Below are 25,043 nucleotides of genomic sequence, written 5' to 3' on the forward strand. Positions count from 1 at the left end.
GTCGGTCGCCGGACCCGGCAGGATTCGGGTCCGGCGACCGTCGTACCTCAGACCAGCGGTGTGAAATCCCGATTCGCGATGTAGTCCGGACGCGGCTCATCGGCGGCGAACGGCTCGACGAGGGCGTTCTCCACGCTGTTGAAGACGAGGAAGATGTTCGAGCGCGGGAACGGGGTGATGTTGTTCGACGAGCCGTGCATGATGTTCGAGTCGAACACCAGGGCCGAACCCGGTTTGCCCGTGAACTGGGTGATTCCGCACTGCGCCGCGAGTTCGACGATGTCTGCGCCGCGCGGCACGCCGACCTCCTGGCTCCGCAGCGACTCCCGGTAGTGGTTGGCCGGGGTCTCACCCTGACAGGGCACGAACGTGCGATGCGAGCCCGGCATGAGCATCAGGCTGCCGTTGAACGGGAAGTTCTCGGTCAGCGCGATGGACACGCTCACCGCGCGCGGCGCGGGCATGCCGTCCTCGGCGTGCCAGGTCTCGAAATCCGAATGCCAGGAGAAGCCCGCACCCGACAGCCCGGGCATGTAGTTGATCCGGCTCTGATGCAGGTAGACCTCTGAACCCAGGATCTGGCGGGCGAGCCCGGCGATCCGGCTCTCGCGCACCAGATCCGCGACCATGGAGCTGAGCTCGTGCACCGCGAAGATCGAGCGCACCCGCCGGGAGCCCTTCTCGATCACCAGGCGCTCGTCGAGCATGAGTTCCGGGTCGCCGGTCAGCCGCGTCACCTCGGTGGCGAAATCGGTCACCTCGGCGCGATGCAGCAGGCGGTCCATGATCGCGAAGCCGTCGGTGTCGAAGGTGTCCAGGCCGTCGGATTCGATCGTGCCCCACACCGTGGGGTCCACCCGTCGGCGATGGGGTGCGGGAGCGAGCGTCCGGGTCGGGTAGCGGTCGAGGGTTCGGTTGTCGGTCAACGACATTCGGTGAAAACTCCTGGGGTCATCGATTAGTAGGGGCGGCGGCGGTATGCACCGCTGTCGCCACCGCACTGGGCGGTGACCCGTTCAGGCTGGCAAATCAACATTGAGGAACCCGTGTGCGCGGTTTGAGTTTCCGTGTCGGTCGGATGTCGGTTCGCGGTCGAGATCGCGGCACGAGGTTGGATACGAGCCTCGTGCGCCGGCCGACAAGCCCCGCACACACAACGTCACCGCCAGTGCCATCGCGTGCTCTTTCGGAATCTGACGGCCACCATCGGACCATTGCTGGGCGGTGAACCGGCAGATGCCCATCAGGCCCGCCGCGACGAGACGGGCTTGGTCGAGGTCGGTGTCCAGGTCGCGGGCCAGAATCCCGGCGACCGCGTGCACGCAATCGTCCACCGCGCGATCGGTACAACGGCGAACGGATGGTTCGCTCGGCAGCGTGGTGTCGAAGAGCATGCGGAAGCTGTCGGGGTCGTATTCGACGAAATCGAAGTAGACACCCACCGCCGCGCGGGCTCGGGCGAGGTTGTCGGCCCTGATGTTCATGGCCCGCCGGACTTCGGAAACCAATCTGTCCGCGTGCGCCTGGACCACTTCCGAGTACAGCTCCAACTTGCTCGTGAAGTGTTTGTACACAATCGGTTTGCTGATTCCGGCGCGAACCGCGATCTCCTCCATCTGCGTCGCGTGGAAACCACGCCGGGCGAAGACTTCGCCCGCGGCGGTCAGCACACGCCGCTGTTGCGCCTCGGCGGCCGCGCGCCGGCTCGGGCCCCGTCGTGGCAATTCCCGCACACCGGCGACTCCGCGGCCCTGCTCAGGCATCGTCCACACCATTCGACCTCACCGCATTCCGCCGGGGGCCGAACGAGCTCGACCCACGAAGCAGATTGTCAGCACTATTGGCATAGCGTCAATACGGTGTGGCGTAGTTATCGCAAAGCTCGAGGTGGGCGCGAGCCCTCGCCGAGACGGAGATCCCGGGATGTGGCCGCGCTGCGTGCGACAGCGCGACCTTCGACACGGACCCTCAGAGTTGAAGCAGACGCGCCTTCGCCTCGGCGTACTCGGCGCCGAGCCGTTCGACGAGGTCGGCGACGGGCAGCACGGCATCGGTCGTGCCGATGCCCTGGCCCGAACCCCAGATGTCGCGCCACGGCTTGGCTTCGGGACCCGCGGGCTCCTCGGTGCCGAAATTCATCACCGACGGGTCGCGATCCCCGAGGCTGTCGGGGTCGAGGCCCGCGGCGGAGATGCTGGGGCGCAGGTAGTTTCCGGGCACGCCGGTGAAATGACTGGAGTAGACGATGTCGGCGGCACCGGAGTCCACGATCATCTGCTTGTAGCCGGGCACCGCGTTGGCCTCGTCGGTGGCGATGAACGCCGATCCGATGTAGGCCAGGTCGGCGCCGGCGGCCTGCGCGGCCAGGATCGAGCGGCCGTGCCCGATGGCGCCCGACAGCAGCAGCGGACCGTCGAACCAGGCCCGGATCTCCTGTACGAGGGCGAACGGCGACTGCGCGCCCGCGTGCCCGCCCGCGCCGGCCGCGACCGCGATCAGCCCGTCGGCCCCGCGCTCGACCGCCTTGTGCGCGAACACATCATTGATCACGTCGTGCAGCACGATCCCGCCGTAGGAGTGCACGGCCTCGTTCACATCGGGACGAGCGCCGAGCGAGGTGATGACGATCGGCACCTGAAATTCGACGACGGTGGCGAGGTCTTCCTCGAGCCGGTCGTTGCTCTTGTGCACGATCAGGTTCACCGCGAACGGCGCGGCCGGCTGCTCCGGGTTGTCCGCGTCGTACTTGGCCAGGTCCTCGGTGATACGCACGAGCCACTCCCGGAACTGGGCGTGCGGACGAGCGTTGAGCGAGGGAAACGACCCGATCACTCCCGCCTTGCACTGCGCGATGACGAGCTCGGCCCCCGAGACGATGAACATGGGCGAGGCGACCGCGGGCAGACGCAGTCGATCGAACAGGATGGGCGGCAGGCTCATCGGTGCATTTCCTTCACATCAGGTCGACATTCGCGAGCGGGCCACGGTTCACATATGCCCGGTCGCGACAACCCGCGCGCGGCGGGGCGGATACGAACCCGATCGTAATTGGAACGGGGACCTGTTCCCGACCGGAGTTGCCAGCCCGGCACGTTCGCGAGGGCCTCGGGCGTATTTCAGACCGCCTACGAGCCACCAGACAACAATCAGCATCAACTGCCGACAATGGCAACTACACGAAACTACAGGTCGGAAGCGTGTTAACTGCCGAGCGAGCCCTTCCGGGCTACGATCGGGCAATGCGGTCCATTTGGAAGGGCTCCATCGCGTTCGGGTTGGTCAACGTCCCGGTGAAGGTTTATACCGCCACCGAGGACCACGACATCAAATTTCATCAGGTCCACGCCGCCGACGGGGGGCGTATTCGCTACGAGCGGTTGTGCACCGTCGACGGGCAGCCTGTGCAGTACGCCGATATCGACAAGGCGTACGAATCTCCGGACGGGGACCGGGTGATCCTGACCGACGAGGATTTCGCGAAACTGCCGGCCGCCGAGAAACACGAGATCCCGGTATTGCAGTTCGTACCGACCGAACAGATCGACCCCATTCTGTTCGACAAGAGCTACTACCTCGAACCCGATTCGACCACGCCCAAAGCCTATGTGCTGCTGGCGAAGACGCTCGAGCGAACCGACCGGATCGCGCTGGTGCACTTCACCTTGCGGCAGAAGACCCGGCTGGGGGCGCTGCGGGTGCGGGACGGGGTGCTGACGCTGCAGACGCTGCTGTGGCCGGACGAGGTGCGCTCGGTGGCGTTCGAGAAGCTGGACGGGGTGCCCGCGCCCAAGCCGCAGGAACTGAAAATGGCCGAAACCCTGGTCGATACGCTGTCCGACGATTTCGATCCGACCCTGTACGTCGACGAATATCAGATCGAATTGAAGAAGCTCCTGGACGAGGCGATCGCCAGCGGCAGCACCAAGGTCACCCGCGCGCCCGAGTCCGCCGCACCCGAAATGGATGCCGAGGTCGTGGATCTGGTGGCCGCATTGCAGCGCAGCCTGGAAGCCTCCGGCCGCGGCGGCGCGAAATCCGCACCCGCCAAGGCCGCGAAATCCACCGCGAAGGCCGCGACGCCCGCCAAGAAAGCCGCCGCCAAGAAGACCGCGAAGAAAGCGCCCGCCAAACAGGCTCGCAAAGGCGCGTGAGCACGGCGGGCGATCCCCGGGGCCCGATTACTGGCAAACTGTCGGCTATGGAACCCGCCATAGCCATCGTGCCCATGGGGCTCGGCCATCTCCGCCAGGTCCTGGATCTGGGCTACGAGGTGTTCGACACCAATACCAAGCCCTACACGTCCTGGTCGCTCACCTCGGTGGCGGAACACCTGGACAGCCCCAGCCGCTCCTGCTGGGTCGCGGTGGACTCCGATCGCGTGGTGGGATTCGTGCTCGGCTCCATGGAGTTCGAACTCCGCGACGACTGGGCGTATCTGGAATGGATCGCCGTCGCGCCCGACATGCAGGGCCGCGGGATCGCCGGCCGGTTGATGAACGCCTGTTGCGAAACCCTGTTCAACAGCGGCGCGCGGCGCATCGTCACCGACGTCGAGAACCACAACACCGCCTCGGCCTCGCTCATGAAGCGCAACGGTTTCACCGAGGGCACCACCGTGACGCTGTTCGTGAAGCCCAATCCCGCACCGGGTTTCGAGGACTCCCCCGTCGAGGGCGACAGTGAGCAGATCACTTTGACCCCCGGCACCAAGCGCGAACTCATCCGCAAGGGCCGCATCGCCGGCGAGGGCGGGCGGGCGCGGATTCCGCGCTGAAAGACCCGGGCGCGGGCACCGGCGACACCGAACCTGTCGGACCCCGTCGCTACGGTGTCCGCCATGACCGACAGCACCATGGACGCCATCAACGCCGCCGTCACCCTGGGCCGGGAGGGCGACGCCGCGCGGGCGCGGGAACAGCTTGCCGCGCTCTGGGATTCGGTCGGGGCGAACGGCGACGCGCTGCATCGGGTGACCATCGGGCATTTCCTGGCCGATCTGCACGACCATCCGGCCGACGCGCTCACCTGGGACGTGCGCGCGCTGGACGCCGCGGACGCGCTCACCGACGCCCGGGCGCGCGAACATCATTCGACGCTGCAGGTCAGCGGGTTCTATCCGTCGTTGCACCTGAATCTCGCCGACAACTACCGGCGGCTGGGCGCGTTCGAGACCGCTCAGCGGCACCTGCTGGCCGCCCGCGACCGCCTGGACGTGCTCGACGACGACGGGTACGGCTCGGTCGTGCGGGCGGGGGTGGAGAATGTCGCGCGGGCGCTGGCGGAGCAGTCCACCGAGCGGCTGGCGACGCACTGAAACGATGATGCGCACAGGGGTTTTCGCGAGGCTTGTGCCCCGATGAGACAAATGTGCGCCGTACCGGACGAATCCGGTACGGCGCACATCAGGTTCGGACCGTGATCAGCGCGCGTTATCGGTGCACGCGGACAGGATCACCTTGGCCGCCCGCGGCGAGGACGAGCCCAGATCCGGGAACTGCGGCGCGCTGTTGCCCAGCACGTCGGTCGCACCCTTCTCCGCCTCGGCCTTGGTCGGCGCCCACGCCCAGCCGAAGCGGGTGTCCGCGCCCTGCGACACCGCACCGCAGGCATTGGCGAAACGAACGACCGACTCGCAGTCGTTCTGCCCGCACTTGGCGATAGCGGCGCTCTCCGCGGCACCGTAGCTGCCGTAGTTGACCGCGTACGCCACGTTTCCGGTGCTCCGCGAGAGCGCGAGCGCCCCGAAGAGATCACCGGCAGCCGCGGTGAACACCGGCTCTTCTCCCGCCGCCGAGGCGGGCCCTGCGGCCATGGCACCCATCGCCGCCATCGACATGATCGCGAGGCCCATTCCGGCCTTGCGCAGCAACGACATTCGATACTCCCCGTCATGAATTTGTCAGAACGGGTCGAATTCTTGTCGAGCGCCGAACCAATGTCCAATTGGAACTGGACAGTCTCCAACATTAGGAAGTTTGCCGGTATGGGCATTGCCCGCCCGGCGAACTGCACATCGACCCGGGGAGATCGTCTCAGACGCGACGCATAACCGAGACGACTTTGCCGAGTATCGTGGCCTTGTCACCGTCGATGACGCTGTAGGCGGGGTTGCGCGGTTCCAGGTAGACGTGTCCGTTGCTGCGGCGATACACCTTCACCGTGGCCTCGCCGTCGATCATGGCCGCGACGATCTCACCGGAATGCGCTTCGCTCTCCTGCCGAATGACGACGATGTCGCCGTCGCAGATTGCGGCCTCGATCATCGAGTCACCACGCACCCGCAGACCGAATACGGTGCCGCGACCCACCAATTCCCGGGGCAGCGAGAGAATGTCGTCGGTGTGCTGTTCGGCGAGGATCGGGGCGCCCGCCGCGATATCGCCGACGACCGGAACCGACACCGTATTCTCCGAGTCGGCCCGGGTGTGCGACGACTTCAGGAACAACCGCACATCCATGGGCCGGGTGACGGATTCGCTGCGGGTCAGGAATCCGCGATCCTCCAGCGCCTTCAGATGCCTGGACACCGATGACCCCGACCGCAATCCCACCGCCTCGCCGAGCTCACGGGTGCTCGGCGAATACCCGTGCCGCTGCACCCAATCCCGGATCGCGGCCAGAATCTGCTGCTGGCGCGGGTGCAGGGTGGAGGTGTCGAGATGCTCGAATCCATCGAAGTCGTCGTATCCGGTCACCCGCGCATCCTACGGCGCGGGCGCCCGGTTACCCGATCCCGACGGGTTCGGTCCCCCGTGTGTCGGGCGAGTGGACTAGTTTGGTCCGCGTGAGTTGCGAATTCATCGTCCTACCGGCCGATTCCGTCGCCGCGCCGCACGAGGTCGCCGGCTACCTGGAATCCCGACTCGGAACCCCCGCCGCGGTCAGCCTAGGTCTGATCCTGGCCGACCTGTGGCGCTGGAACACCGAGATTCCGGTGTGGAACGGCCGCATCATCCTCGAACCCGCGGGCGACTGCATCCGCATCTCGGTGCCCGAGCACGCCGCCTGGCGGGCGCTGCTGTGGATCGAAGAACTCATCGCCGACACCGATTTCGCGCTCTACGATCCGACGGACGGCACCCTGGAGCGGGCCGAACCGCGCAAGCTGCGGGTCAATCTCGGCGGCGCGCGCTACTTCCGCACCCTCACCCCGCGGCAATTGCGTTCCTGGATACCGCAATTGCACGTGCTGACGAACAAGCCGTTCCTGATCGTGGACGAACCCGGCAACGAGGGCACCTTCATCCAGACGTATCGGGAAGCGCCGGACGAGTACATCCTGGAATACCGGGACGGGGACATGGTCACCACCAGCGTGCAGGATCCGCTACTGGTGGCGCGCCTGATGTGGGATTGGGTCAACGACCGGCACGAGGCCCTGAACGAATTGCACTGGGAACCGGTGTCCTGACCGGGCCGCGGTGCCCGGGCGGGTGTTCTAGTAGTAGAAGCACACCAGCCCGGTGCCGTTGTCCTGGCAGACGCGCAGCCACTCGACCAGATCGGCGACCGATGCCCGCACGGTGTCGTCGGCCAGCCGGTCGAGGTCGGCGTCCGCGAAAATCTCGGCCAGCGACTTGATCTCGCGATTGTCGAGGTAGCCGATGCTCGGGAAGTCCTCGATCTCGGGCAGGTTCACCGGCGATCCGCTCAGCACCAACTCGGACGGATCGAAGTCCACGCCGATCTCGGCCAGCGCGTTCTGCACCAGGGCGAAATACCCGAATCGCATACCGGCCCAGTGCGCGTTGTTCAGCTGAGTGCCGCTGTGCCGGCACAGCGCCTCGAGCGCGTGCCCGTAGGACGGCCCGAAGTCACGGTGCATGGGTTCCCCGCGCAGCAGCTGCCGAATGACGTCGCCGGGCGTGAGTCCCACGTCCTCGGCCTCGTCGAGCCGCTCGAGCACATTGGCAGGCGCCGATCGCACGATATCGTCGACGAACTCCTGGCCATACGACCCGATCAACCGAAGGCCTTCCAGGTCAACGGCATACGGACTGACAACGTAGGACACGACTCCCCTTCCGGCACGGTCGGCACACCCTAACAGTCCCGCCGGGTCACGTGGGATCCGCTGTGGCCGGGGACGCCCTCAGCCCAGCACGTGCGGCAGGCCCGCCCGGTAGCGCTGGGCGTCGAGCTGTTTGAGCGGCTCGAAGATCGGCGGTGCGAACAGCGGATAGATGGGTGCGCGGGCGGCGTTGTCGGCGGCCGCGTCGAGGATGGCGTTGGCGGCGGTGCGGCCGGATTCGTTGGCGCCCTCCATGGTCGCCAGATCGATATGGGTGCGGACGTGATCGCCCGCGAAGAAGAGATTCTCGATGCCGCAGTGCGAGGTGGGGCGATGGTCGTAGGAGCCCGCGGTGTTCACCAGCAACGGGGTGTCGTTGACGGCGGCGCCGCCGTCCCAGTGCACTCCGGGATCCAGGAACCAGGAGTGGATGTCCTCGTCGCGCAGCCAGCCGGTGCCGGTGTTGAGCCAGGCCTTGAGCTGGGCCCATACTTCCTGCGCCACTTCGTCTTTGGTGCACTGCTTGGCGGTCTTGCCGAACAGGATGCCCGGGGTGTCCCAGTCCGAGACGTCCACCGACAGGCATTCGCGAACGGTGCCGTCGCCGTAGCGGGCGGCGAAATCGCCCACCCACATGGGAGCTTGGCGCAGCGCGGTCAGCGCCCAGGGTGAGCCGAGGGCCGCGACATGTCCTTCGGGGAGTTCGGTCGGGGTGGTCAGGTAGTACTGGATGCCGACCATCCAGTCGACCTCCAGGTTCCGCATGCCGTCCAGGCTCGGATCGGCGTTCAGGATCGAGTCGTTCAGCAGCGGCACGGTGCGCTCGACCGGCATGGCGCACACATACCAGTCCGCTTCCACCCGGCCGACCCCGGACACACTCGCCCCGCTGATCCGGCCGCCGTCGAACTGGAGCCCGGTCGCCTTGGCCCCCATGACGAATCGCACGCCGCGCCCGCGCAGGTGGTCCACCCACGGGTCGATCCACGCCTCGTTGGTGGGACGGTTGAGAATGCGATCGACGCCGCCTTGATAGCCCGGCACCAGGCCGGTTCCGGCCAGCACCAGCGCCTCGCCGATCGTGCCGATGGTGCGCGCGGAACTGCGATGCGGCTTGGCGGCCACGGTGATTCGGGTCAGGGCGTTCACCAGGTACTCGCGGTAGGCGGTCGACTTTCCGTTCGCCTGCATGACATCGGTCCAGGACCGGTACTCCCATTCCCCGAAGCGCCGTTCGGTGGAGCTGGTGAACCAGCGCATCATCTGCTGGACGAAGAACGCCAGTTCGGCGGGCGGCAGCTGCGGAATGAAGCCCACCGCGCCGGAGATGGTCGACTGGATCACCTCGGGGGTCAGCTGGGCCAGGCCGCCGACCTCCACCGGGAGCACGATCGGGGCCAGGTTCGGGAAGCCCGCCGTGGTCGCCTCGACCCGCACGAGATTGTCCGCGACGCCGTTGCCGTTGCCCGCGAACGGGATTCGGCTCATGGTCTCGGGCACGTGCTGATAGCAGCCGGGGAAGAACCGGAACCCGTGCTCCCCCGGCAGGTCCGCACGGCCGCCCGCCGCGGTGCCCGGCACCGGCATGCTGCGGGCCTTGCCGCCCAGCGCGAGCGGTTCGTAGACGGTGACCTCGTAGCCGCGATCGATGAGTTCGTGCGCGGTGGTCAGCCCCGAGACGCCGCCGCCGAAGACGGCGACCGATCGGCCGGGCGCGGCGGCGCGGGCACGCAGCGGCCCGGCCGCGGGGAGTGTGACCGCCGCCGCGGCCAAGGCGGTGCCGCGCAGCATGTTTCGTCGGGAGATGGCGGGGACGGGCGTATCGGGTCGGCGGTTCACGGAGCACTCCTGGGACGTGGGATGGATGGGCGCGGAGGGTGTGCGGAGACGGTGCGAACGGATGAGATGCGGAGCCGCCGCGGACGGCAGGAGCCTCGGGACGGTGCGGCGAAGCGCCCGCGGAGGCGGTGACGGCGAAGAGGTGGACGGGCAGGGTGCGCGCCGCCGCCGAGTGGCAATGGCGGGCCGGAGGTGGCAGGGATATCGGGGACCGGAGGTAGCGGGGAATGGCGGGATCGGCGGGTGGCGGAGTGAGTGGAAACGATGAGCCGGGGCGGGCGGCGGGCGGGGCGAGCAGCTCGGACGCGGCATCGCCGCGTGTGCGGCGAAGTGCCGAGATCGCGGCCGAATCAGCTCGGCGAACCGACGGCGGTGTCCGTCCGCGCGGGCAGGGGCGGCAGGCCGTCCCAGCGGGCGCGCAGGCGCTGATGGTGTTCGGTGGCGGTGTCAAGCAGTTCGCGCACGAGCGTGTGCGCCACGGGGACCGGTGCGTGCCTGCGCACCGCGCGGGCGGCCAGTTGCGCCGAAACACGCAGCGGCAGCATCTGTTCCGGCGGGCGTACGCGGGTCATGACTTCCAGCACCCGGGCGGCCAGGCCCGGATCGGCGTCCGCGGCGCGATACAACTCCACCTCCAGCGGAGTCATGGCCGCGCCGCGGGCGAGCCGATTGGTCCACTGATAGATGGGCAGGCAGTCCAGTTCCCGCTGCCGCTCCCAGCCGAGCAGCGCGGCGTCCAGGGCGACCGGATCGTCCAGCACGGGTGCGGCGGCGCGCGCGAGCAGCCCGCCGTACCGCAGCGCGTCCCGAATGCCCTGCGCGGTGATGGGATCCTTGAAATGGCCGGCGTCGCCCGGCAGGGCCCAGCCGGGACCGGACGAGCGGCGAAAGTACGAGACCAGGTCGAAGGCCGTGCGCACGCGGCCGGCCGGCGTGCAATCCCGCAGGCGCGCGGCCAGTTCCGGGATCTCGGCGATGAAGTTGCGGTACAGCGGCTCGGCCGCGCGCACCCCACGCTCGGCGCGCTCGATCGGCGGCTGGATCAGGCACAGCACCAGATCGCCGTCGCAGGGGAACGCGGTGCCGAGCAGATCACCGCTGCGCCACTGCGCCGCGATCCCGCGCTGTCCGGGATGCGCGTCGTGCCAGTAGCCGAAGTAGCAGGCCCGGCCACTGGGGGCGTCGCGGTAGGGCGTCTGGGCCCCCACCAGCCGGGCGACGGTGCTGCGCCGTCCGTCCGCGCCGATGACCAGCGGGGCGCGCACCTCGGTGAGCACGCCGCCGCGGTCGCGGTAGCGGACGCCCGCGACGCGGTCCCGCTCGTGGATCAATTCGGTGACCAGCGCGCCCTCGCGCAGATCCGCGCCGTGGTCGCGGGCCGTGCTCACCAGGGCCGCGTCCAGGCCCGAACGGCGCACGCACAGTGCGTAATTCACGCCGCCGACCGGTGCGAAGTCGGTGCGCACCGCGTAGCCCGCGCCACCGGCGAAGGCCGTGTGCAGCTTGGGCGCGCCCAGCGCCAAGACCCGCTCGAGCGCGCCGAGCGCCGCCAGCTCGGCGACGCCGGTGGGCCACAGCAGATGCGTGGACAGCGTGTCGGACGGGAAGCGCCCGCTGTCCAGGCCGATGACCCGTCTACCCGCACGGGCGAATTCGATGGCGGCCGCGGTACCGGCGCACCGCGTTCCGACTATGACGACTTCGGCGTATTCAGTGCGCATCGAAACTCCCGCGACGGGACATAGTGTTCGGACACCATGTCTCACATGAGAGAGTGAGATGGAAAACGTCTCTTGTCAATACTTTTCGCTCCACCTCGGCGTGTCACCCGCGTTGCGGCACAATGGCCCCATGACTCCCCCGTCGCACCGTCACCGCAGTGCCACACCCGGGGAGCTCGCATGCCCTCACTGACCCGCGCCCCGGGCGCAGGGCGCGCCCAGCGCGACGAACGCCGCGAGGCCGTCGAACGGCGAGTGCTGTCGGCGGTCGACGAACTCCTCGGCGGCGGCGCGACCTTCACCGAACTCGCGGTCCAGCGCATCGCCGCCGAGGCCGACATCGCGCGCTCGACGTTCTACCGCTACTTCCCGGACAAGAGCCGGCTACTGATCCGCATGGCCGAACTCGCCACCGACGATCAGTTCAGCGCGGCCGAGCAGTGGTGGTCCGGCAGTCACGCCGACGGCGAGGACGGCGTCGTGCACGCCATGCGCCTGATGATCGAAGGCTCCCGCCCGCACGCCCAACTCCTGCGCGCCCTGTCCGAGGTCTCGACCTACGACCCCGACGTCGGGCAGTACTGGCGCGGCCGGATAGCCTCCTTCGTCGCCCTGGTCTGCGAACGCCTGCACACCGATCAGTCCGCGGGCCGCCTGCCCGCCCGCGTGGACATCACCGCCACCGCGATCGTCCTGACCTGCATGGTCGAGCGCTCGATCGACTTCCTGCTCGGCACCGAGGCGGTGACCGACGAGCAAATGGCCCGCTCCCTCGGCCGCGCCATCTGGCTCACCACCTACGGCGACGCTCCGGCCTGAGCGGCGGGCCGGTACGGCGACCGGCGATGCGCTCGAAACTCGGTGCGATCACAGAACTTTCGACGCCCAGCGGCCACAGATACATCAACCCAGGGCACGCCCGCACGGCACAACGCCCCCGAATCCCGGTGCCGCTACTTTTCGGGGCACACCGAAATCTTCTGAATAGAAGGCGTTTCGAATAGCTTTCTCGCCATGAAGCACACTGCACTCCGCTGCACCGTGGCCGCGCTCGCCGTCGCGGGTGCGGTGGTCTCCGGCAGCGGTTCGGCCGCGGCCGATATCGCCCTCGCGCCCGCCGACCCCGCGGCCGCGACGGTCGCGGACGAACCGTCGTACAGCGGCAGCACCAATGTCCCGCTGTTGAATTCGCTGTCCTCGGGCGTCTCGTCCCTGGTGCCACCGAAACTGCTGCCGGATCTGGTCAACAGCGGCAGCGGGCAGGTGCTGTACCCGCCGGTCCGGGACGCGGTGATCCTTCCGCTGTACTGTGCCGTTGTAACGCTCAGCGGTACTCCCAACTGCGGCATGGGAGCGGGTCCGCTGCCCGGCCGTTGATACCCGGCGGCGATCGCAGCCACCACGACGCGCGTGAAACAACAACCGCCCCCGCCGAATCGGCGGGGGCGGTCATGTATACCGAAGTCAGACGGTGAAGCCCAGGGCGCGCAGCTGCTCGCGGCCGTCCTCGGTGATCTTGTCGGGGCCCCACGGCGGCATCCAGACCCAGTTGATCTGCAGGTCCTCGACCAGGCCGCTACGAACCAGGGCGTTGCGGGACTGGTCCTCGATCACGTCGGTCAGCGGGCACGCCGGGGACGTCAGGGTCATGTCCAGCTTGCAGATGCCGTCGGTGACCTTCATGCCGTAGACCAGTCCCAGATCGACGACGTTGATCCCGAGCTCGGGGTCGACCACGTCGCGCATGGCCTCCTCGAGATCCTCGAGGAACTTGATCTCTTCCTCGGTCAGCTCGGCTTCGGGCTCGGTGGCCTCGACCGCGGCGGAATCCGACTGGGCGGCAGTCACTTCGGCGGCCGGTTCGGCCGGGACGGGCGTGGTGTCACTCATCGTTCTTCTTCTCCCCGTTCGACATCGACGGTTTGGTCTCCTCGGCGGAGGCGATCTGCACGACCGCGTCCTTGAACGCCATCCAGCCCAGCAGCGCGCACTTCACGCGCGCCGGGTACTTGGCCACACCGGCGAAGGCGATGCCGTCGCCGATCACATCCTCGTCGCCCTCGAGGGTGCCGCGGCTGGTGATCATCTCGTTGAACGATTCGACCACCTTCAGCGCCTGCTGCACCGGCAGGCCGATGACCTGATCGGCCAGCACCGAGGTCGACGCCTGGCTGATCGAGCAGCCCTGGCCGTCGTAGGAGACGTCCTCGACGTCACTGTTCTCGTCCAGGCGCACACGCAGCGTGATCTCGTCACCGCAGGTCGGGTTGACGTGATGCACCTCGGCGCCGAAGGGCTCGCGCAGCCCCCGGTGGTGCGGGTGCTTGTAGTGATCCAGGATCACTTCCTGGTACATCTGCTCCATGCGCATGATCTATGCAACTCCGAAGAAGCTCTGAGCCTTCCGCACCGCCGCGAGCAGCGCGTCCACCTCGTCGAGGGTGTTGTAGACGGCGAACGACGCGCGGGCCGTGGCGGCGACGCCGAACTTGCGGTGCAGCGGCCAGGCGCAGTGGTGGCCGACGCGGATCGCCACACCCTCGTCGTCGAGGATCTGGCCCACGTCGTGGGCGTGGATGCCGTCCACCACGAAAGCCACGGCGCCGCCGCGATTCTCGGTGTCGGCGGGGCCAACGATGCGCACGCCGGGAATCTTGCTCAGCCCGTCGAGCGCATGCGCGGTCAGCGAATGCTCATGGGCGGCAACCGCGTCCATGCCGAGCGCCTCCAGATACCGCACGGCCGCGCCCAATCCGACGACCTGCGAGGTCATCGGCACGCCGGCCTCGAAACGCTGCGGCGGAGCGGCGTAGGTGCTGTGGTCCATGAAGACGGTCTCGATCATGGAACCGCCGGTGATGAACGGCGGGGTCTGCTCGAGCAGCGAGTAGCGCCCGTACAGCACGCCGACGCCGGACGGCCCGAGCATCTTGTGCCCGGAGAAGGCCGCGAAGTCCACGTCCAGCTCACGGAAGTCCACGGCCATGTGCGGCACCGACTGGCAGGCGTCGAGCACGACCAGCGCGCCGACTTCCCTTGCGCGGCGTACCAATTCGTCCACCGGTGCGACCGCACCGGTCACGTTCGACTGATGCGTGAACGCGACCACCTTCGTGGCGGGCGAGAGCTCGAGCGAATCGAGATCGATCCGGCCGTCGTCGGTGACCCCGTACCACTTGAGCGTGGCACCGGTCCGGCGCGCGAGTTCCTGCCACGGCACCAGATTCGCGTGATGCTCGAGCTCGGTCACGACGATCTCGTCGCCCGGGCCCACGTGGTACGGGAACCGCGCGTCACCGAACGCGTTGGCCACCAGGTTGAGCGATTCGGTCGCATTCTTGGTGAACACGATCTCGTTCACGCCCGCGCCCACGAACCGGGCGATGTCGGCGCGTGCGCCCTCGTACGCATCGGTGGCCTCTTCGGCCAGCTGATGAGCACCACGGTGCACCGCCGCGTTGTGCTGGGTCAGGAATTCGCGTTCCGCGTCCAGCACCTCCGTCGGCCGCTGCGAGGTGGCGCCCGAGTCCAGGTAGACCAGGGGTTTGCCATCGCGCACAGTGCGGCTCAGGATCGGGAAGTCGGCCCGGATGCGGGCGACGTCCAGGGCGGGCACCGTGGTCGTCATAACTAGGCTCCTACAGCAGCAGAGGTGAAGCGCACGTAGCCGTTCGAGTCGAGTTCTTCGGCGAGTTCCGCGCCGCCCTCGGCGACGATGCGACCGCCGACGAACACGTGCACGAAGTCCGGCTTGATGTAGCGCAGGATGCGGGTGTAGTGGGTGATCAGCAGGACGCCGCCCTCTTCGCGCTCCTTGTAGCGGTTCACGCCCTCGGAGACGATGCGCAGTGCGTCCACGTCCAGGCCCGAGTCGGTCTCGTCCAGGATCGCGATCTTCGGCTTGAGCAGGCTCAGCTGCAGGATCTCCTGGCGCTTCTTCTCACCGCCGGAGAAGCCCTCGTTGACCGAGCGGTCGACGAACGCAGGATCGATCTCCAGCTCGGACATCGACTCCTTGACTTCCTTGACCCAGGTGCGCAGCTTGGGGGCCTCGCCGCGGATCGCGGTGGCGGCGGTGCGCAGGAAGTTGGACACCGAGACGCCGGGGACCTCGACCGGGTACTGCATGGCCAGGAACAGGCCGGCGCGAGCGCGCTCGTCGACCGACATCTCCAGCACGTCCTCACCGTCGAGGGTGATGGTGCCCGAGGTGACGGTGTACTTGGGGTGACCGGCGATGGCGTAGGACAGGGTCGACTTGCCCGAGCCGTTGGGGCCCATGATCGCGTGCGTCTCACCGGAGCGCACGGTCAGGTTGACGCCCTTCAGGATCTTGATCGTCTCGCCGGACTCGTCGGGGTTCGCGACCTCGACGTGCAGGTCCTTGATTTCCAGGGTGGTCATCGAATTCGAATTCCTTTATGGGGAGGGAAGTATGGGGGTTCAGGTGTGAGCGTCAGACGCCCACGGCGGCGAGTTCGGCCTCGATGGCCGCCTCGAGCCGCTCCCGAACCTCGGGGACGGCGATCTTCAGGATGATCTCGTGGAAGAAGCCGCGCACGACCAGACGCCGCGCCGCTTCCTCGGTGATGCCGCGCGAGCGCAGGTAGAACAGCTGCTCGTCGTCGAACCGCCCGGTGGCGGACGCGTGCCCGGCACCGACGATCTCACCGGTCTCGATCTCCAGGTTCGGCACCGAATCGGCGCGCGCGCCGTCGGTGAGCACCAGGTTCCGGTTCACCTCGTAGGTGTCGGTGCCCTCGGCGGCCGCGCGGATGAGCACATCGCCCACCCACACGGTGTGCGCGTCCGGCTTCGAGGAGCTCGGATCACCCTGAAGGGCACCCTTGTACTGCACGTTGGACTTGCAGTTGGGCTGCGAGTGATCGACCAGCAGGCGCTGTTCGAAGTGCTGGCCGTCGTCGGCGAAGTACAGGCCGAGCAGTTCGGCGTCGCCGCCCGGGCCCGCGTAGCGCACGTTCGCGGCCAGGCGCACCAGATCGCCGCCGAGGGTGACATTGGTGTGCCGCAGCGTCGCGTCGCGACCCACGCGCGGGTGATGCATGGTCACGTGCACGGCGTCATCGGCCCAGTCCTGGACGATGACGGCCGACAGCTTGGCGCTGTCCCCGAGCACGAATTCCACGTTGTCCGCGAAGGTTCCGCTGCCCCGGTAGTCGATGACCACGGTGGCGACGGCGAAGTTGGCCAGGCGGATCTGGGTGTGGCCGAAGGCCACCTTGCCCGCGCCCGGGCCGGTGATGGTCACGAAAACCGGCTCGGCGACTTCGGTTTCGGCGCCGACCGAGATGACGGTCGCCTGCTCGAAGCCCGAGTAGGCCTGCGCGGCAACGCGATCGGTGGGCACCCCGCCCTGGCCGAGGCGCTCGTCGGTGCGCTCGACCGTCTCCACGGTGACGCCCTCGACCGAGTTGACCTCGACCGTCGCCTGCCCGTCCCGGACGGCGGTGCCGTCGTGCAGGCCGTTCAGGCGGCGGACCGGGGTGAAACGCCACGCCTCGTCGCGACCCGAGGGGATCTCGAAGGCGTTGACGTCGAACGAGGCGAAGACCTCGCCCTTGTTCACTGCCGGGGTACGAGCCTCAGCGGCAACGGCTACGTTCTCGACCGTCATCAGCCGACGGCTCCTTCCATCTGCAGTTCGATCAGGCGGTTGAGCTCGAGGGCGTACTCCATGGGGAGTTCCTTGGCGATGGGCTCGACGAAGCCGCGCACCACCATCGCCATGGCCTCGTCCTCGGTCAGACCGCGGCTCATGAGGTAGAACAGCTGGTCCTCGGACACCTTGGAGACGGTCGCCTCGTGGCCCATGGTCACGTCGTCCTCGCGGATGTCCACGTACGGGTACGTGTCCGAGCGAGAGATGTTGTCCACCAGCAGCGCATCGCACTTGACCGACGAGCTCGAGCCGTACGCGCCCTTGTTCACCTGTACCAGGCCGCGGTACGAAGCACGACCGCCGCCGCGCGCCACCGACTTGGAGATGATGTTCGAGGACGTGTGCGGCGCCAGGTGCAGCATCTTCGCACCGGTGTCCTGGTGCTGACCCGCACCCGCGAACGCGATGGACAGAACCTCGCCCTTGGCGTGCTCACCGGTCATCCACACGGCCGGGTACTTCATGGTGACCTTGGAGCCGATGTTGCCGTCGACCCATTCCATGGTCGCGCCCGCCTCGGCCTTGGCCCGCTTGGTGACCAGGTTGTAGACGTTGTTCGACCAGTTCTGAATCGTGGTGTACCGGCAGCGGCCACCCTTCTTCACGATGATCTCCACGACCGCGGAGTGCAGCGAGTCCGAGGAGTAGATCGGCGCGGTGCAGCCCTCGACGTAATGCACGTAGGCGTCTTCGTCGACGATGATCAGCGTCCGCTCGAACTGACCCATGTTCTCGGTGTTGATGCGGAAGTACGCCTGCAGCGGGATGTCCACGTGCACGCCCTTCGGCACGTAGATGAACGAGCCGCCGGACCAGGTGGCCGAGTTCAGCGCCGAGAACTTGTTGTCACCGGACGGGATGACCGAGCCGAAGTACTGCTGGAACAGCTCCGGGTGCTCCTTGAGCGCGGTATCGGTGTCCAGGAAGATGACGCCCTGCTTCTCGAGGTCCTCGCGGATCGAGTGGTAGACGACCTCGGACTCGTACTGCGCCGCGACACCGGAGACGAGGCGCTGCTTCTCCGCCTCGGGGATGCCGAGCTTGTCGTAGGTGTTCTTGATGTCCTCGGGCAGGTCGTCCCAGGTGGCAGCCTGCTTCTCGGACGAGCGCACGAAGTACTTGATGTTGTCGAAGTCGATGCCGTCGAGGTCCGAACCCCAGTTCGGCATGGGCTTCTTCTCGAAGATGCGCAGCGCCTTCAGCCGGAAGTCGAGCATCCACTCGGGTTCGCTCTTCTTCGCCGAGATATCGCGCACGACCTCCTCGGACAGGCCGCGCTTGGCACTGGCACCGGCCACATCCTTGTCGGCCCAGCCATACCCGTAAGTCCCGATCGAGGCGATGGTCTCCTCTTGGGACAGCGGCTGCACCTGGTCGGTCGTCGTCGTCATTCGGCACTCCTTCCGGAGTCGTTGTGTAGATGCCGTTGCGGGCTGTGCAACGGAACTTGCTGCGGGGTCTTGCGGTGGTTCAAGCGGTACTCGTTCTAGGCGGCACGGCCAGCGGCAGCACCGGGACATGCGTGGTGCACGCGCAATCGCCGTTGGCGATGGTCGCCAGGCGCTGCACGTGCGTGCCGAGTAATTCCCGGAAGGCCTCCAGCTCGGCGGCACACAGCTCCGGAAACTCCTCGGCCACATGCGACACCGGGCAGTGATGCTGGCAGATCTGCACGCCCGCACCAACTTTCCGGGTGGAGGCGGCGAAGCCGGCTTCGGTGAACGCTTCCGCGATCTCCTCGGCCTTCTCGGTGGTCGCCTCCGGGGTGTTCCCGCCGAGCCGCTCGATTCCGGCGACTATGGCGGCGACCCGCTTGCGCGCGAACTCGGTGATGGCCTTGTCGCCGCCGATCTCGCGCAGCTGGCGCATGGCCGCGCCGGCGAGGTCATCGTAGGCATGACCCAAACGGCCCCGGCCGGTGGCTGTCAGCTGGAACTGCTTGGCCGGGCGCCCGCGGCCCTTCTGCTGCCACGCCGCCGACCGGGCGGCGCGTGCCTCGCCCGATTCGATGAGCGCGTCCAGGTGGCGTCGCACGCCCGCCGGGGTCAGGGCCAGCCGCTTGCCGATATCGGTGGCGGTGATGGGCCCCTCTTCCAGCAGGAGCTTGATGACGGCCTCGCGGGTGTGGCCTTCACCGGCGGGTCCGGACGCGACAACGGCCCGGGCGCCCTTCCGGCGCCCGGTCTCCGTCCCCACATTCCGCAAACCCACGGTTTTCACAACATCAGTGTGACGGAATTCCATCCCGCGTTCCAGTAAGGGTCACCTGACTTCGGGGGGCTGGGGCGTGTGACTCTCTGCACACCGTCCAACCTGCGCCGGATTGGCCCGGCGAGCGGGCCGGATTCGCGGGAAATTTGCGGCTGAGCGAGGGCTCGACCGAACCGACCGACCAGCGTCCACAGAAAAGGGTGAAATCCCGGCAGATCCCCGACGATCGGCAAATCGATAGCTACGCTCGAGCCACCACCTTCCCTATCGAGAGGCGGCCGTGTGGCGGCGGACAACGATTTCGATGTGGTCATCGTCGGGTCCGGCTGCGGCGGGAGCGTCACCGCGCTGCGGCTGATCGAGAAGGGCTACCGGGTGGCGGTGATCGCCGCGGGACGCGGATTCGCCGAACCGGGCGGCGAGGCGCGGGCGCAGTTGCCGGGGGACACGTTCTTCGGCGACGAGCGGTGGGCCGGGATCACCGATTGGCGAGCCGAGCTCGAGCCGTATTACGAACGGGCACTGACCATTCCACCTCGGCGCTACCTGACCTGCGCCGAGCGCGGCGGGGCGCGGATCGTGCCGATGACGATGGTGATGACCGTGCGGCCGTTGCGCGCCGGCGGCTGGAAGGTGTCGGCTCAGCGCACCGGGCGGCCCTGGTGGGTCGGGCGGCGGACGTTCACCGCCGGGCAGGTGGTGCTCGCGGCCGGGGCGCACGGAACCCGGCGATTGCTGGCCGATATGCGTGATCGCGGGGTGCTGAATCATCTGTCGGCGCGATTGGGCGAACCCACGCCTACCGGCGGTGGCTGTGACGCATGGGGGACGCACGCCGGGCACACCGGACCGGATGGCCGCGAAACCGAGATATCCGCCGGCCACACGGCTCTGCGTCACCTCGTGGCGACCGTGCGGTCACGGACGGGCGCGGGCACGATCGGCCTGCCGGGTACCGACCGGGAGCTGGGTGGATGCTGTATCGGCGGGAATCCGCGCGACGGGGTGATCGATGCCTATCACCGGGTGTTCGGCTACCCCTCGCTCAGTGTGGTAGGCGCGGCCGCGGTTACCGCGGATCCCGGGGTGAATCCGGCGTTGACCGTGTGCGCGCAGGCCGAACGCGCGGCCGCCTTCTGGCCGAACGTCGATGAGCCCGATCCCAGGCCGGGTCAGGGTGGGGTGTATCGGCGGATCGACGCGGTGCGACCCGACCATCCCCTCGACGCGGCAGCGGCGGTGCAGGGGAAATCGGACGGTGCACCACGCGGCACGCAGCCCGTGCAGCCGCGCGAGACTCCTGACCGCAGGCCCCGCGGCGGCGCGCAGACCGACGAGCCGGGCCGCCACGGGCACGGCGACGAAACGATCCGGAACAAGCAGGGCGACGAACCGGGTGCAGGCGGGCAGGACCCCTCGAACAGCTGATTCTCGCGGCGATCACGACTCGAATTCACCTCGACGGCAGGAGTTTTCATGGGGAACGCGATCGGGCAGTTTCTCACTCACGCGGTCGGTGTGGCGATCAGTCCGCTCGCGCTGATCGCGGTCATCCTGCTGGTGGCGGTGCCGCGGGGTGGACGGCGAAACGCCGTGGCCTTCGCGCTGGGGTGGGTCCTGGCGGTGGCGGGAATCTTCGCGGGACTGCTGCTGCTCGCGGAGGCGGCCGGCGCGCATCGGCACGGGCATCCGGGAACCTGGGTCGCCTGGTTCCGGCTCACCCTCGGCGTGCTGCTGGCGCTGATGACGCTGCGGCAGTTGCGGCTGGCCCGAGCGGCCGAGGTCGGCACGCTGCCGCGCCGGCTGCGCAATCTCGAGCAGTTCACCACCGCGAAGTGCGTTGTCCTGGGTGTGGTGCTGGTCGTCGCGAATCCGAAGAACGTCATGCAGATCGCGTCCGGGGCGGTGACGACCGCCGAATCCGCGTTGCACGTTCCGGGACAGCTCGTCGCCGGATCGATCTTCGTCGCCATTTCCTCACTGGGCGTGCTGATTCCGCTCGCGATGCACGTCGTGAGCAGCCGCTCGTCCTCGGTCACCCTGGAGCGGTGGAAGGACTGGACTATCCGCAATCACTACGTGGTCATGGCGGTGCTGTTCACGCTGTTGAGCGCGAAATCGCTGGGCGACGGGATCAGCGGGCTGTTCTGATCCGGATCCTCGGCCCGTCGCCGGGAAACAGCAAGCGGTTCAGGTCGGCAGCCGCGGCCGCCCGAAGCCGCTGTGGCGGTGCGGCTTCCGCGCGGACGTTCGGGCGCCGCCGTCAGGGCCGCGGAATGTTGCGCAGATTGCTGCGGGCCAGATCGACCATGCGCCCCACCCCGCCACCCAGCACGATCTTGCCCGCGGCCAGCGCGAAGCCCTTGACCTGGGCGGCATCGATCTTGGGCGGCAGGGACAGCGCGTTGGGATCGGTGACCACGTCCACCAGGACGGGGCCGGGCTCGGCGCACGCCTGTTCCAGTGCCGCACGCACATTCGCCGGATCGGTGACCCGAATCGACTTCAGCCCGACGGCCGCGGCGATGGCGGCGTAGTCGACCGGCTCGTGGTCGGTGCCGTAGTCGGGCAGCCCGTCCACCAGCATCTCCAGCTTGACCATGCCGAGCGAGGAGTTGTTGAACACCACGATCTTCACCGGCAGCCGGTGCCGCCAAACCGTGAGCAACTCCCCCATCAGCATGGCCAGGCCGCCGTCTCCGGACAGCGAGATCACCTGGCGGCTCGGAAAAGCCGACTGCGCGCCGATGGCATGCGGCAGCGCGTTGGCCATGGTCCCGTGCCGCCACGAACCGATGATGCGGCGGCGGCCGTTCGGGCTCAGGTAGCGCGCGGCCCAGACATTGCACATGCCGGTGTCCACGGTGAAAACCGCGTCGTCGTCGGCGATGTCGTCGAGCAGGGCGGCGACGTACTCGGGATGGATCGGGGTGTGGTGCTCGATGTCGTGGGTGTAGGCGTCCACCACGTGTTCGAGCGAGGCGGCGTTCCTGCGCAGCATGTCGTCCAGGAACGCGCGGCTCGGTTTGCGCTGCACCACCGGCAGCAGCGCGTCGATGGTGGCGGCCACGTCGCCGTGCACCGCGATGTCGATGGCCGCGCGGCGGCCGATGCGGGACGGATCGCGATCGACCTGGGCGATCCGGCCGTCCTGCGGCAGGAAGTTGTCGTAGGGGAAATCGGTGCCGAGCATGAGGAGCAGATCGGCCTCGTGCATCGCCTCGTACGCCGCGCCGTAGCCGAGTAGACCGGTCATGCCGACGTCGTACGGGTTGTCGAACTGAATCCATTCCTTGCCGCCCAGGGCGTGGCCGACCGGGGAATTGATGCGCTCGGCCAGGGCCATGACCTGCGCGTGCGCCCCGCGCACGCCAGAACCGGCGAACAGGGTCACGGTGTCGGCGTCGTTGATGGCCTCCGCGAGCCGGTCCACCTGGGCCGCGGGCGGCACCGCGACCGCGGCCTCGGCGACCAGGTCCGACCGCCAGCCGCGATGCTCGGCCTCGCCCTGCAGGACATCGCCGGGAACGACCAGTACCGAGACGCCGCGCCTGCCGAGCGCGGTCTGCATGGCGATGTAGGAGAGCCTGGGCATCTGGTCGGCGATGCTCACCATCTCGCAGAAGTGGCTGCATTCCACGAACAGTCGCTCCGGATGGGTCTCCTGGAAGAAGCCGGTGCCGATCTCGCGGCTGGGGATGTGGGACGCGATGGCCAGCACGGGCGCGCCGTTGCGGTGGGCGTCGTACAGCCCCTGGATCAGGTGCGTGTTGCCCGGCCCGCAGCTGGCGGCGCAGACCGCGAGGCGACCGGTCAGCAACGCTTCGGCCCCGGCGGCGAAGGCGGCGCTCTCCTCGTTGTGGCAGTGCACCCATTCGATGCCGGATGTTCGCCGGATGGCATCGACGAAAGGATTGAGGCTGTCGCCGACCAAACCGAACACCCGCTGCACCCCGGCGGCGACGAGCACGTCCACCAGCTGGGTAGCGACCGAATTGCGAGCCATGATCTCCCCGTTCCCTCGTAGGGCAGTACGGAATCGATCGGCGATCGCCGCACCGGCCGCGCGGCGATCCCCCCTCGCACTCTAATTGATTGCCAATAATTCGCCAGCTCGTTGCGGATACGGCATTCGGCCCCGGAGTCGCCCTAGGTCGGGCTCCGATCGACGACCGGCATCTCGGCCAGACTCTGCCGGATCAGCCGGGCCATGGCCGCGGCCACCGTCAAGAGTGGTTCATCGGACCGGCGGACGCGCGCGAGCAGCGTCGCGCCCTCGTAGGCCGCCACGACCGTGGTGGCCAGCTCGCGCGATTGCGGTTCGGGCATGCCCATTTCGGTGAGCAGCTCGGCGAAGCCGCTCGCCATGGCATCGAATGCCGATACGCAGGCGGTGCGCACCGCGGCCACATCACTGCCCCCGTCCAGGGCCGGGGTGCCCACCGGACAGCCGTCGGTCCACTGGGAGGCAGTCAGTTTCGTGACCATGACCTCGAACAGCGTTGCCGTCCTGTCGAACACGTCCTCGGGCGCCTCGCGCAGCATCTGCCCGAGCACCACCCCGGTGCTGGTGACAGCGGAGACCGCGATCTCCTCCTTCCCGCCCGGAAAGTGGTGGTAGATGGACCCGTACGGCAGTCCGGCCGCTTCACTCAGCTTCTTCAGGCCGAACCCGTGATAGCCGTGCCGGGCCAACAACCCCGCCGCCGCCATCTCGATTCGCCGCTTCGACTCCGACACCATCCCCCCAGCGTATGAGCGGGGTCCGACACGGAAAGCCGGAATGCGCGCGGAAGACCCGCGAACTCCCTCAATCAGATTGCACCGACGGCGTTTTCACACCGCCCGCGCCGAACTCCCCACCCCTGGAACGAATCCGCGCGATCAGTCCCCGTAGCGTGGCAGACACCCGCTGTCCAGCACGAAGCCGAACGGATCCGGCAGTGGTATCGGATCGCCGTATTCCCCGTCCAACAGCCCGTGGTAGGCGCCATCTTTCGGATGCGTGTGCAGGATCCAGCGGCCGTACCGGGGATCGACGACCAGCAACACAGCCACACCGGCCACGGCATACCAGCCGTTCTTGTCCGCGATCTCCCGTGGCTTCTCGCTCTTGGAGATCACCTCGACCGCGAGTTCCACATCCGCTGGATCCGCAAGCCACTCGTCGTCCTCGTCCCAGCTCTCGGGCAGCACGATCAAATCCGGTGTGCAGTAATCATCGTCGTCGCCCGGCATGGGAATCGAGGTGACCTCGTAGGTCGCCGACCCCGGACGCATCTGGGCTTCGAGTTGCTGACGGATGCGGCGAATCGAGCCGGCGTGCTTGCCGCGCGGTGTCGGCGACATCACCAGGCTGCCCCCCAGGATCTCAACGCGTAGTCCCGTGGCCTGCTGGATCTGCTCGGCAACCGCACGCAGATTCCCCGGGCGTGGATGCATGGCAGGGACAGTCACGGTCGACCACTCCAATCCGCACGGATGGTTGTCACAAACATAGCTCGAGGCCCGGCTCTGTTCGACCGCCCGCACCGCGCGTGCGGAGGTCTTCACCAGTACGGACCGACGCACCGACGGGTCG

26 protein-coding genes are annotated in these 25,043 nt (G+C 67.9%); 8 read left to right on the forward strand and 18 right to left on the reverse strand.

The window, feature by feature from the left end; genetic code table 11:
• Positions 1 to 47 precede the first annotated feature (47 nt).
• The 3 genes from thpD to ACFVBH_RS03915 form a co-directional block, all read right to left on the reverse strand.
• Positions 48 to 932 carry an ectoine hydroxylase gene (thpD, locus tag ACFVBH_RS03905; RefSeq protein ID WP_378999572.1) on the reverse strand — a complete coding sequence of 295 codons (885 nt, stop codon included), beginning with the start codon at positions 930 to 932 and terminating at the stop codon, positions 48 to 50.
• Between the two features lie 84 nt (positions 933 to 1,016).
• Positions 1,017 to 1,763, reverse strand: a complete 747-nt coding sequence (locus ACFVBH_RS03910) for a TetR/AcrR family transcriptional regulator (RefSeq protein WP_378999574.1) — start codon at positions 1,761 to 1,763, stop codon at positions 1,017 to 1,019.
• A gap of 205 nt (positions 1,764 to 1,968) precedes the next feature.
• Positions 1,969 to 2,940 (reverse strand): NAD(P)H-dependent flavin oxidoreductase, encoded by a 972-nt coding sequence (locus ACFVBH_RS03915; RefSeq protein WP_378999576.1) that lies wholly within the window; start codon positions 2,938 to 2,940, stop codon positions 1,969 to 1,971.
• Positions 2,941 to 3,239: 299 nt separating this feature from the next.
• Here ACFVBH_RS03915 and ACFVBH_RS03920 point away from each other — a divergent pair, with 299 nt between their 5' ends.
• The 3 genes from ACFVBH_RS03920 (at position 3,240) to ACFVBH_RS03930 (ending at position 5,314) form a co-directional block, all read left to right on the forward strand.
• Complete coding sequence (locus tag ACFVBH_RS03920) at positions 3,240 to 4,151, forward strand: Ku protein (RefSeq protein WP_378999578.1); 912 nt, start codon at positions 3,240 to 3,242, stop codon at positions 4,149 to 4,151.
• 47 nt (positions 4,152 to 4,198) lie between these two features.
• Entirely contained in the window at positions 4,199 to 4,774 is a 576-nt protein-coding gene (locus tag ACFVBH_RS03925; protein ID WP_354989168.1) for a GNAT family N-acetyltransferase, read from the forward strand.
• 63 nt (positions 4,775 to 4,837) lie between these two features.
• Positions 4,838 to 5,314 carry a hypothetical protein gene (locus tag ACFVBH_RS03930; protein ID WP_354989169.1) on the forward strand — a complete coding sequence of 159 codons (477 nt, stop codon included), beginning with the start codon at positions 4,838 to 4,840 and terminating at the stop codon, positions 5,312 to 5,314.
• Positions 5,315 to 5,419: 105 nt separating this feature from the next.
• On the opposite strand, the gene ACFVBH_RS03935 is transcribed toward ACFVBH_RS03930, so the two are convergent.
• Both ACFVBH_RS03935 and lexA read right to left on the reverse strand, forming a co-directional pair.
• A complete protein-coding gene (locus tag ACFVBH_RS03935; RefSeq protein WP_354989170.1) occupies positions 5,420 to 5,875 on the reverse strand; it encodes a DUF4189 domain-containing protein in 456 nt (151 codons plus the stop codon).
• A gap of 157 nt (positions 5,876 to 6,032) precedes the next feature.
• Positions 6,033 to 6,695: a transcriptional repressor LexA gene (gene lexA, locus ACFVBH_RS03940; protein WP_378999581.1), complete on the reverse strand. Its 663-nt coding sequence runs from the start codon at positions 6,693 to 6,695 to the stop codon at positions 6,033 to 6,035.
• An 89-nt stretch (positions 6,696 to 6,784) separates the two neighbouring features.
• Between lexA and ACFVBH_RS03945 the strand changes: the two genes are divergently transcribed.
• Positions 6,785 to 7,411: a hypothetical protein gene (locus ACFVBH_RS03945; RefSeq protein ID WP_354989172.1), complete on the forward strand. Its 627-nt coding sequence runs from the start codon at positions 6,785 to 6,787 to the stop codon at positions 7,409 to 7,411.
• A 27-nt stretch (positions 7,412 to 7,438) separates the two neighbouring features.
• Here the strand turns inward: ACFVBH_RS03945 and ACFVBH_RS03950 are convergent, their stop codons facing one another.
• The 3 genes from ACFVBH_RS03950 to ACFVBH_RS03960 form a co-directional block, all read right to left on the reverse strand.
• Complete coding sequence (locus ACFVBH_RS03950; RefSeq protein WP_378999584.1) at positions 7,439 to 7,966, reverse strand: hypothetical protein; 528 nt, start codon at positions 7,964 to 7,966, stop codon at positions 7,439 to 7,441.
• A 126-nt stretch (positions 7,967 to 8,092) separates the two neighbouring features.
• A complete protein-coding gene (locus ACFVBH_RS03955) occupies positions 8,093 to 9,802 on the reverse strand; it encodes an FAD-dependent oxidoreductase (protein ID WP_379001575.1) in 1,710 nt (569 codons plus the stop codon).
• Positions 9,803 to 10,200: 398 nt separating this feature from the next.
• Positions 10,201 to 11,571, reverse strand: a complete 1,371-nt coding sequence (locus ACFVBH_RS03960) for an NAD(P)/FAD-dependent oxidoreductase (protein WP_378999587.1) — start codon at positions 11,569 to 11,571, stop codon at positions 10,201 to 10,203.
• 180 nt (positions 11,572 to 11,751) lie between these two features.
• Here ACFVBH_RS03960 and ACFVBH_RS03965 point away from each other — a divergent pair, with 180 nt between their 5' ends.
• Both ACFVBH_RS03965 and ACFVBH_RS03970 read left to right on the forward strand, forming a co-directional pair.
• Positions 11,752 to 12,390, forward strand: a complete 639-nt coding sequence (locus tag ACFVBH_RS03965; protein ID WP_354989176.1) for a TetR/AcrR family transcriptional regulator — start codon at positions 11,752 to 11,754, stop codon at positions 12,388 to 12,390.
• A 195-nt stretch (positions 12,391 to 12,585) separates the two neighbouring features.
• Positions 12,586 to 12,948 (forward strand): hypothetical protein, encoded by a 363-nt coding sequence (locus ACFVBH_RS03970; protein ID WP_378999589.1) that lies wholly within the window; start codon positions 12,586 to 12,588, stop codon positions 12,946 to 12,948.
• Positions 12,949 to 13,035: 87 nt separating this feature from the next.
• On the opposite strand, the gene ACFVBH_RS03975 is transcribed toward ACFVBH_RS03970, so the two are convergent.
• The 7 genes from ACFVBH_RS03975 to ACFVBH_RS04005 all read right to left on the reverse strand — a co-directional run bounded on the left by ACFVBH_RS03975 (position 13,036) and on the right by ACFVBH_RS04005 (position 19,495).
• Positions 13,036 to 13,461, reverse strand: a complete 426-nt coding sequence (locus ACFVBH_RS03975) for a metal-sulfur cluster assembly factor (RefSeq protein ID WP_378999591.1) — start codon at positions 13,459 to 13,461, stop codon at positions 13,036 to 13,038.
• On the reverse strand, positions 13,454 to 13,942 hold the full coding sequence (gene sufU, locus ACFVBH_RS03980) for a Fe-S cluster assembly sulfur transfer protein SufU (protein ID WP_378999594.1): 489 nt from the start codon (positions 13,940 to 13,942) through the stop codon (positions 13,454 to 13,456). The genes ACFVBH_RS03975 and sufU overlap by 8 nt, the downstream gene beginning before the upstream one ends.
• Before the next feature lie 3 nt (positions 13,943 to 13,945).
• The gene (locus ACFVBH_RS03985; protein WP_354989180.1) at positions 13,946 to 15,199 is read right to left on the reverse strand and encodes a cysteine desulfurase; all 1,254 of its coding nucleotides are present in this window, start codon (positions 15,197 to 15,199) and stop codon (positions 13,946 to 13,948) included.
• Positions 15,200 to 15,201: 2 nt separating this feature from the next.
• On the reverse strand, positions 15,202 to 15,975 hold the full coding sequence (gene sufC / locus ACFVBH_RS03990; RefSeq protein WP_378999597.1) for a Fe-S cluster assembly ATPase SufC: 774 nt from the start codon (positions 15,973 to 15,975) through the stop codon (positions 15,202 to 15,204).
• 52 nt (positions 15,976 to 16,027) lie between these two features.
• Positions 16,028 to 17,206, reverse strand: a complete 1,179-nt coding sequence (gene sufD, locus ACFVBH_RS03995; protein WP_378999599.1) for a Fe-S cluster assembly protein SufD — start codon at positions 17,204 to 17,206, stop codon at positions 16,028 to 16,030.
• Positions 17,206 to 18,642, reverse strand: a complete 1,437-nt coding sequence (gene sufB / locus ACFVBH_RS04000; RefSeq protein ID WP_354989183.1) for a Fe-S cluster assembly protein SufB — start codon at positions 18,640 to 18,642, stop codon at positions 17,206 to 17,208. The genes sufD and sufB overlap by 1 nt, the downstream gene beginning before the upstream one ends.
• A gap of 79 nt (positions 18,643 to 18,721) precedes the next feature.
• Positions 18,722 to 19,495: a metalloregulator ArsR/SmtB family transcription factor gene (locus tag ACFVBH_RS04005; RefSeq protein WP_354989184.1), complete on the reverse strand. Its 774-nt coding sequence runs from the start codon at positions 19,493 to 19,495 to the stop codon at positions 18,722 to 18,724.
• A 249-nt stretch (positions 19,496 to 19,744) separates the two neighbouring features.
• Here ACFVBH_RS04005 and ACFVBH_RS04010 point away from each other — a divergent pair, with 249 nt between their 5' ends.
• Together ACFVBH_RS04010 and ACFVBH_RS04015 are read left to right on the forward strand one after the other, a co-directional pair.
• Entirely contained in the window at positions 19,745 to 20,890 is a 1,146-nt protein-coding gene (locus tag ACFVBH_RS04010) for a GMC oxidoreductase (protein WP_378999602.1), read from the forward strand.
• A gap of 48 nt (positions 20,891 to 20,938) precedes the next feature.
• Complete coding sequence (locus tag ACFVBH_RS04015) at positions 20,939 to 21,613, forward strand: GAP family protein (RefSeq protein ID WP_378999604.1); 675 nt, start codon at positions 20,939 to 20,941, stop codon at positions 21,611 to 21,613.
• A 112-nt stretch (positions 21,614 to 21,725) separates the two neighbouring features.
• Here ACFVBH_RS04015 and ACFVBH_RS04020 read toward each other — a convergent pair whose 3' ends face one another.
• From ACFVBH_RS04020 to ACFVBH_RS04030, 3 genes are all read right to left on the reverse strand, one after another.
• Entirely contained in the window at positions 21,726 to 23,468 is a 1,743-nt protein-coding gene (locus ACFVBH_RS04020; protein ID WP_378999607.1) for a pyruvate dehydrogenase, read from the reverse strand.
• A gap of 143 nt (positions 23,469 to 23,611) precedes the next feature.
• Complete coding sequence (locus ACFVBH_RS04025) at positions 23,612 to 24,205, reverse strand: TetR/AcrR family transcriptional regulator (protein ID WP_354989187.1); 594 nt, start codon at positions 24,203 to 24,205, stop codon at positions 23,612 to 23,614.
• A gap of 141 nt (positions 24,206 to 24,346) precedes the next feature.
• Positions 24,347 to 24,919 (reverse strand): Uma2 family endonuclease, encoded by a 573-nt coding sequence (locus ACFVBH_RS04030; RefSeq protein ID WP_378999610.1) that lies wholly within the window; start codon positions 24,917 to 24,919, stop codon positions 24,347 to 24,349.
• Positions 24,920 to 25,043 lie beyond the last annotated feature (124 nt).

The organism is Nocardia sp. NPDC057668 (assembly GCF_042799795.1).
Taxonomy (GTDB): domain Bacteria; phylum Actinomycetota; class Actinomycetes; order Mycobacteriales; family Mycobacteriaceae; genus Nocardia.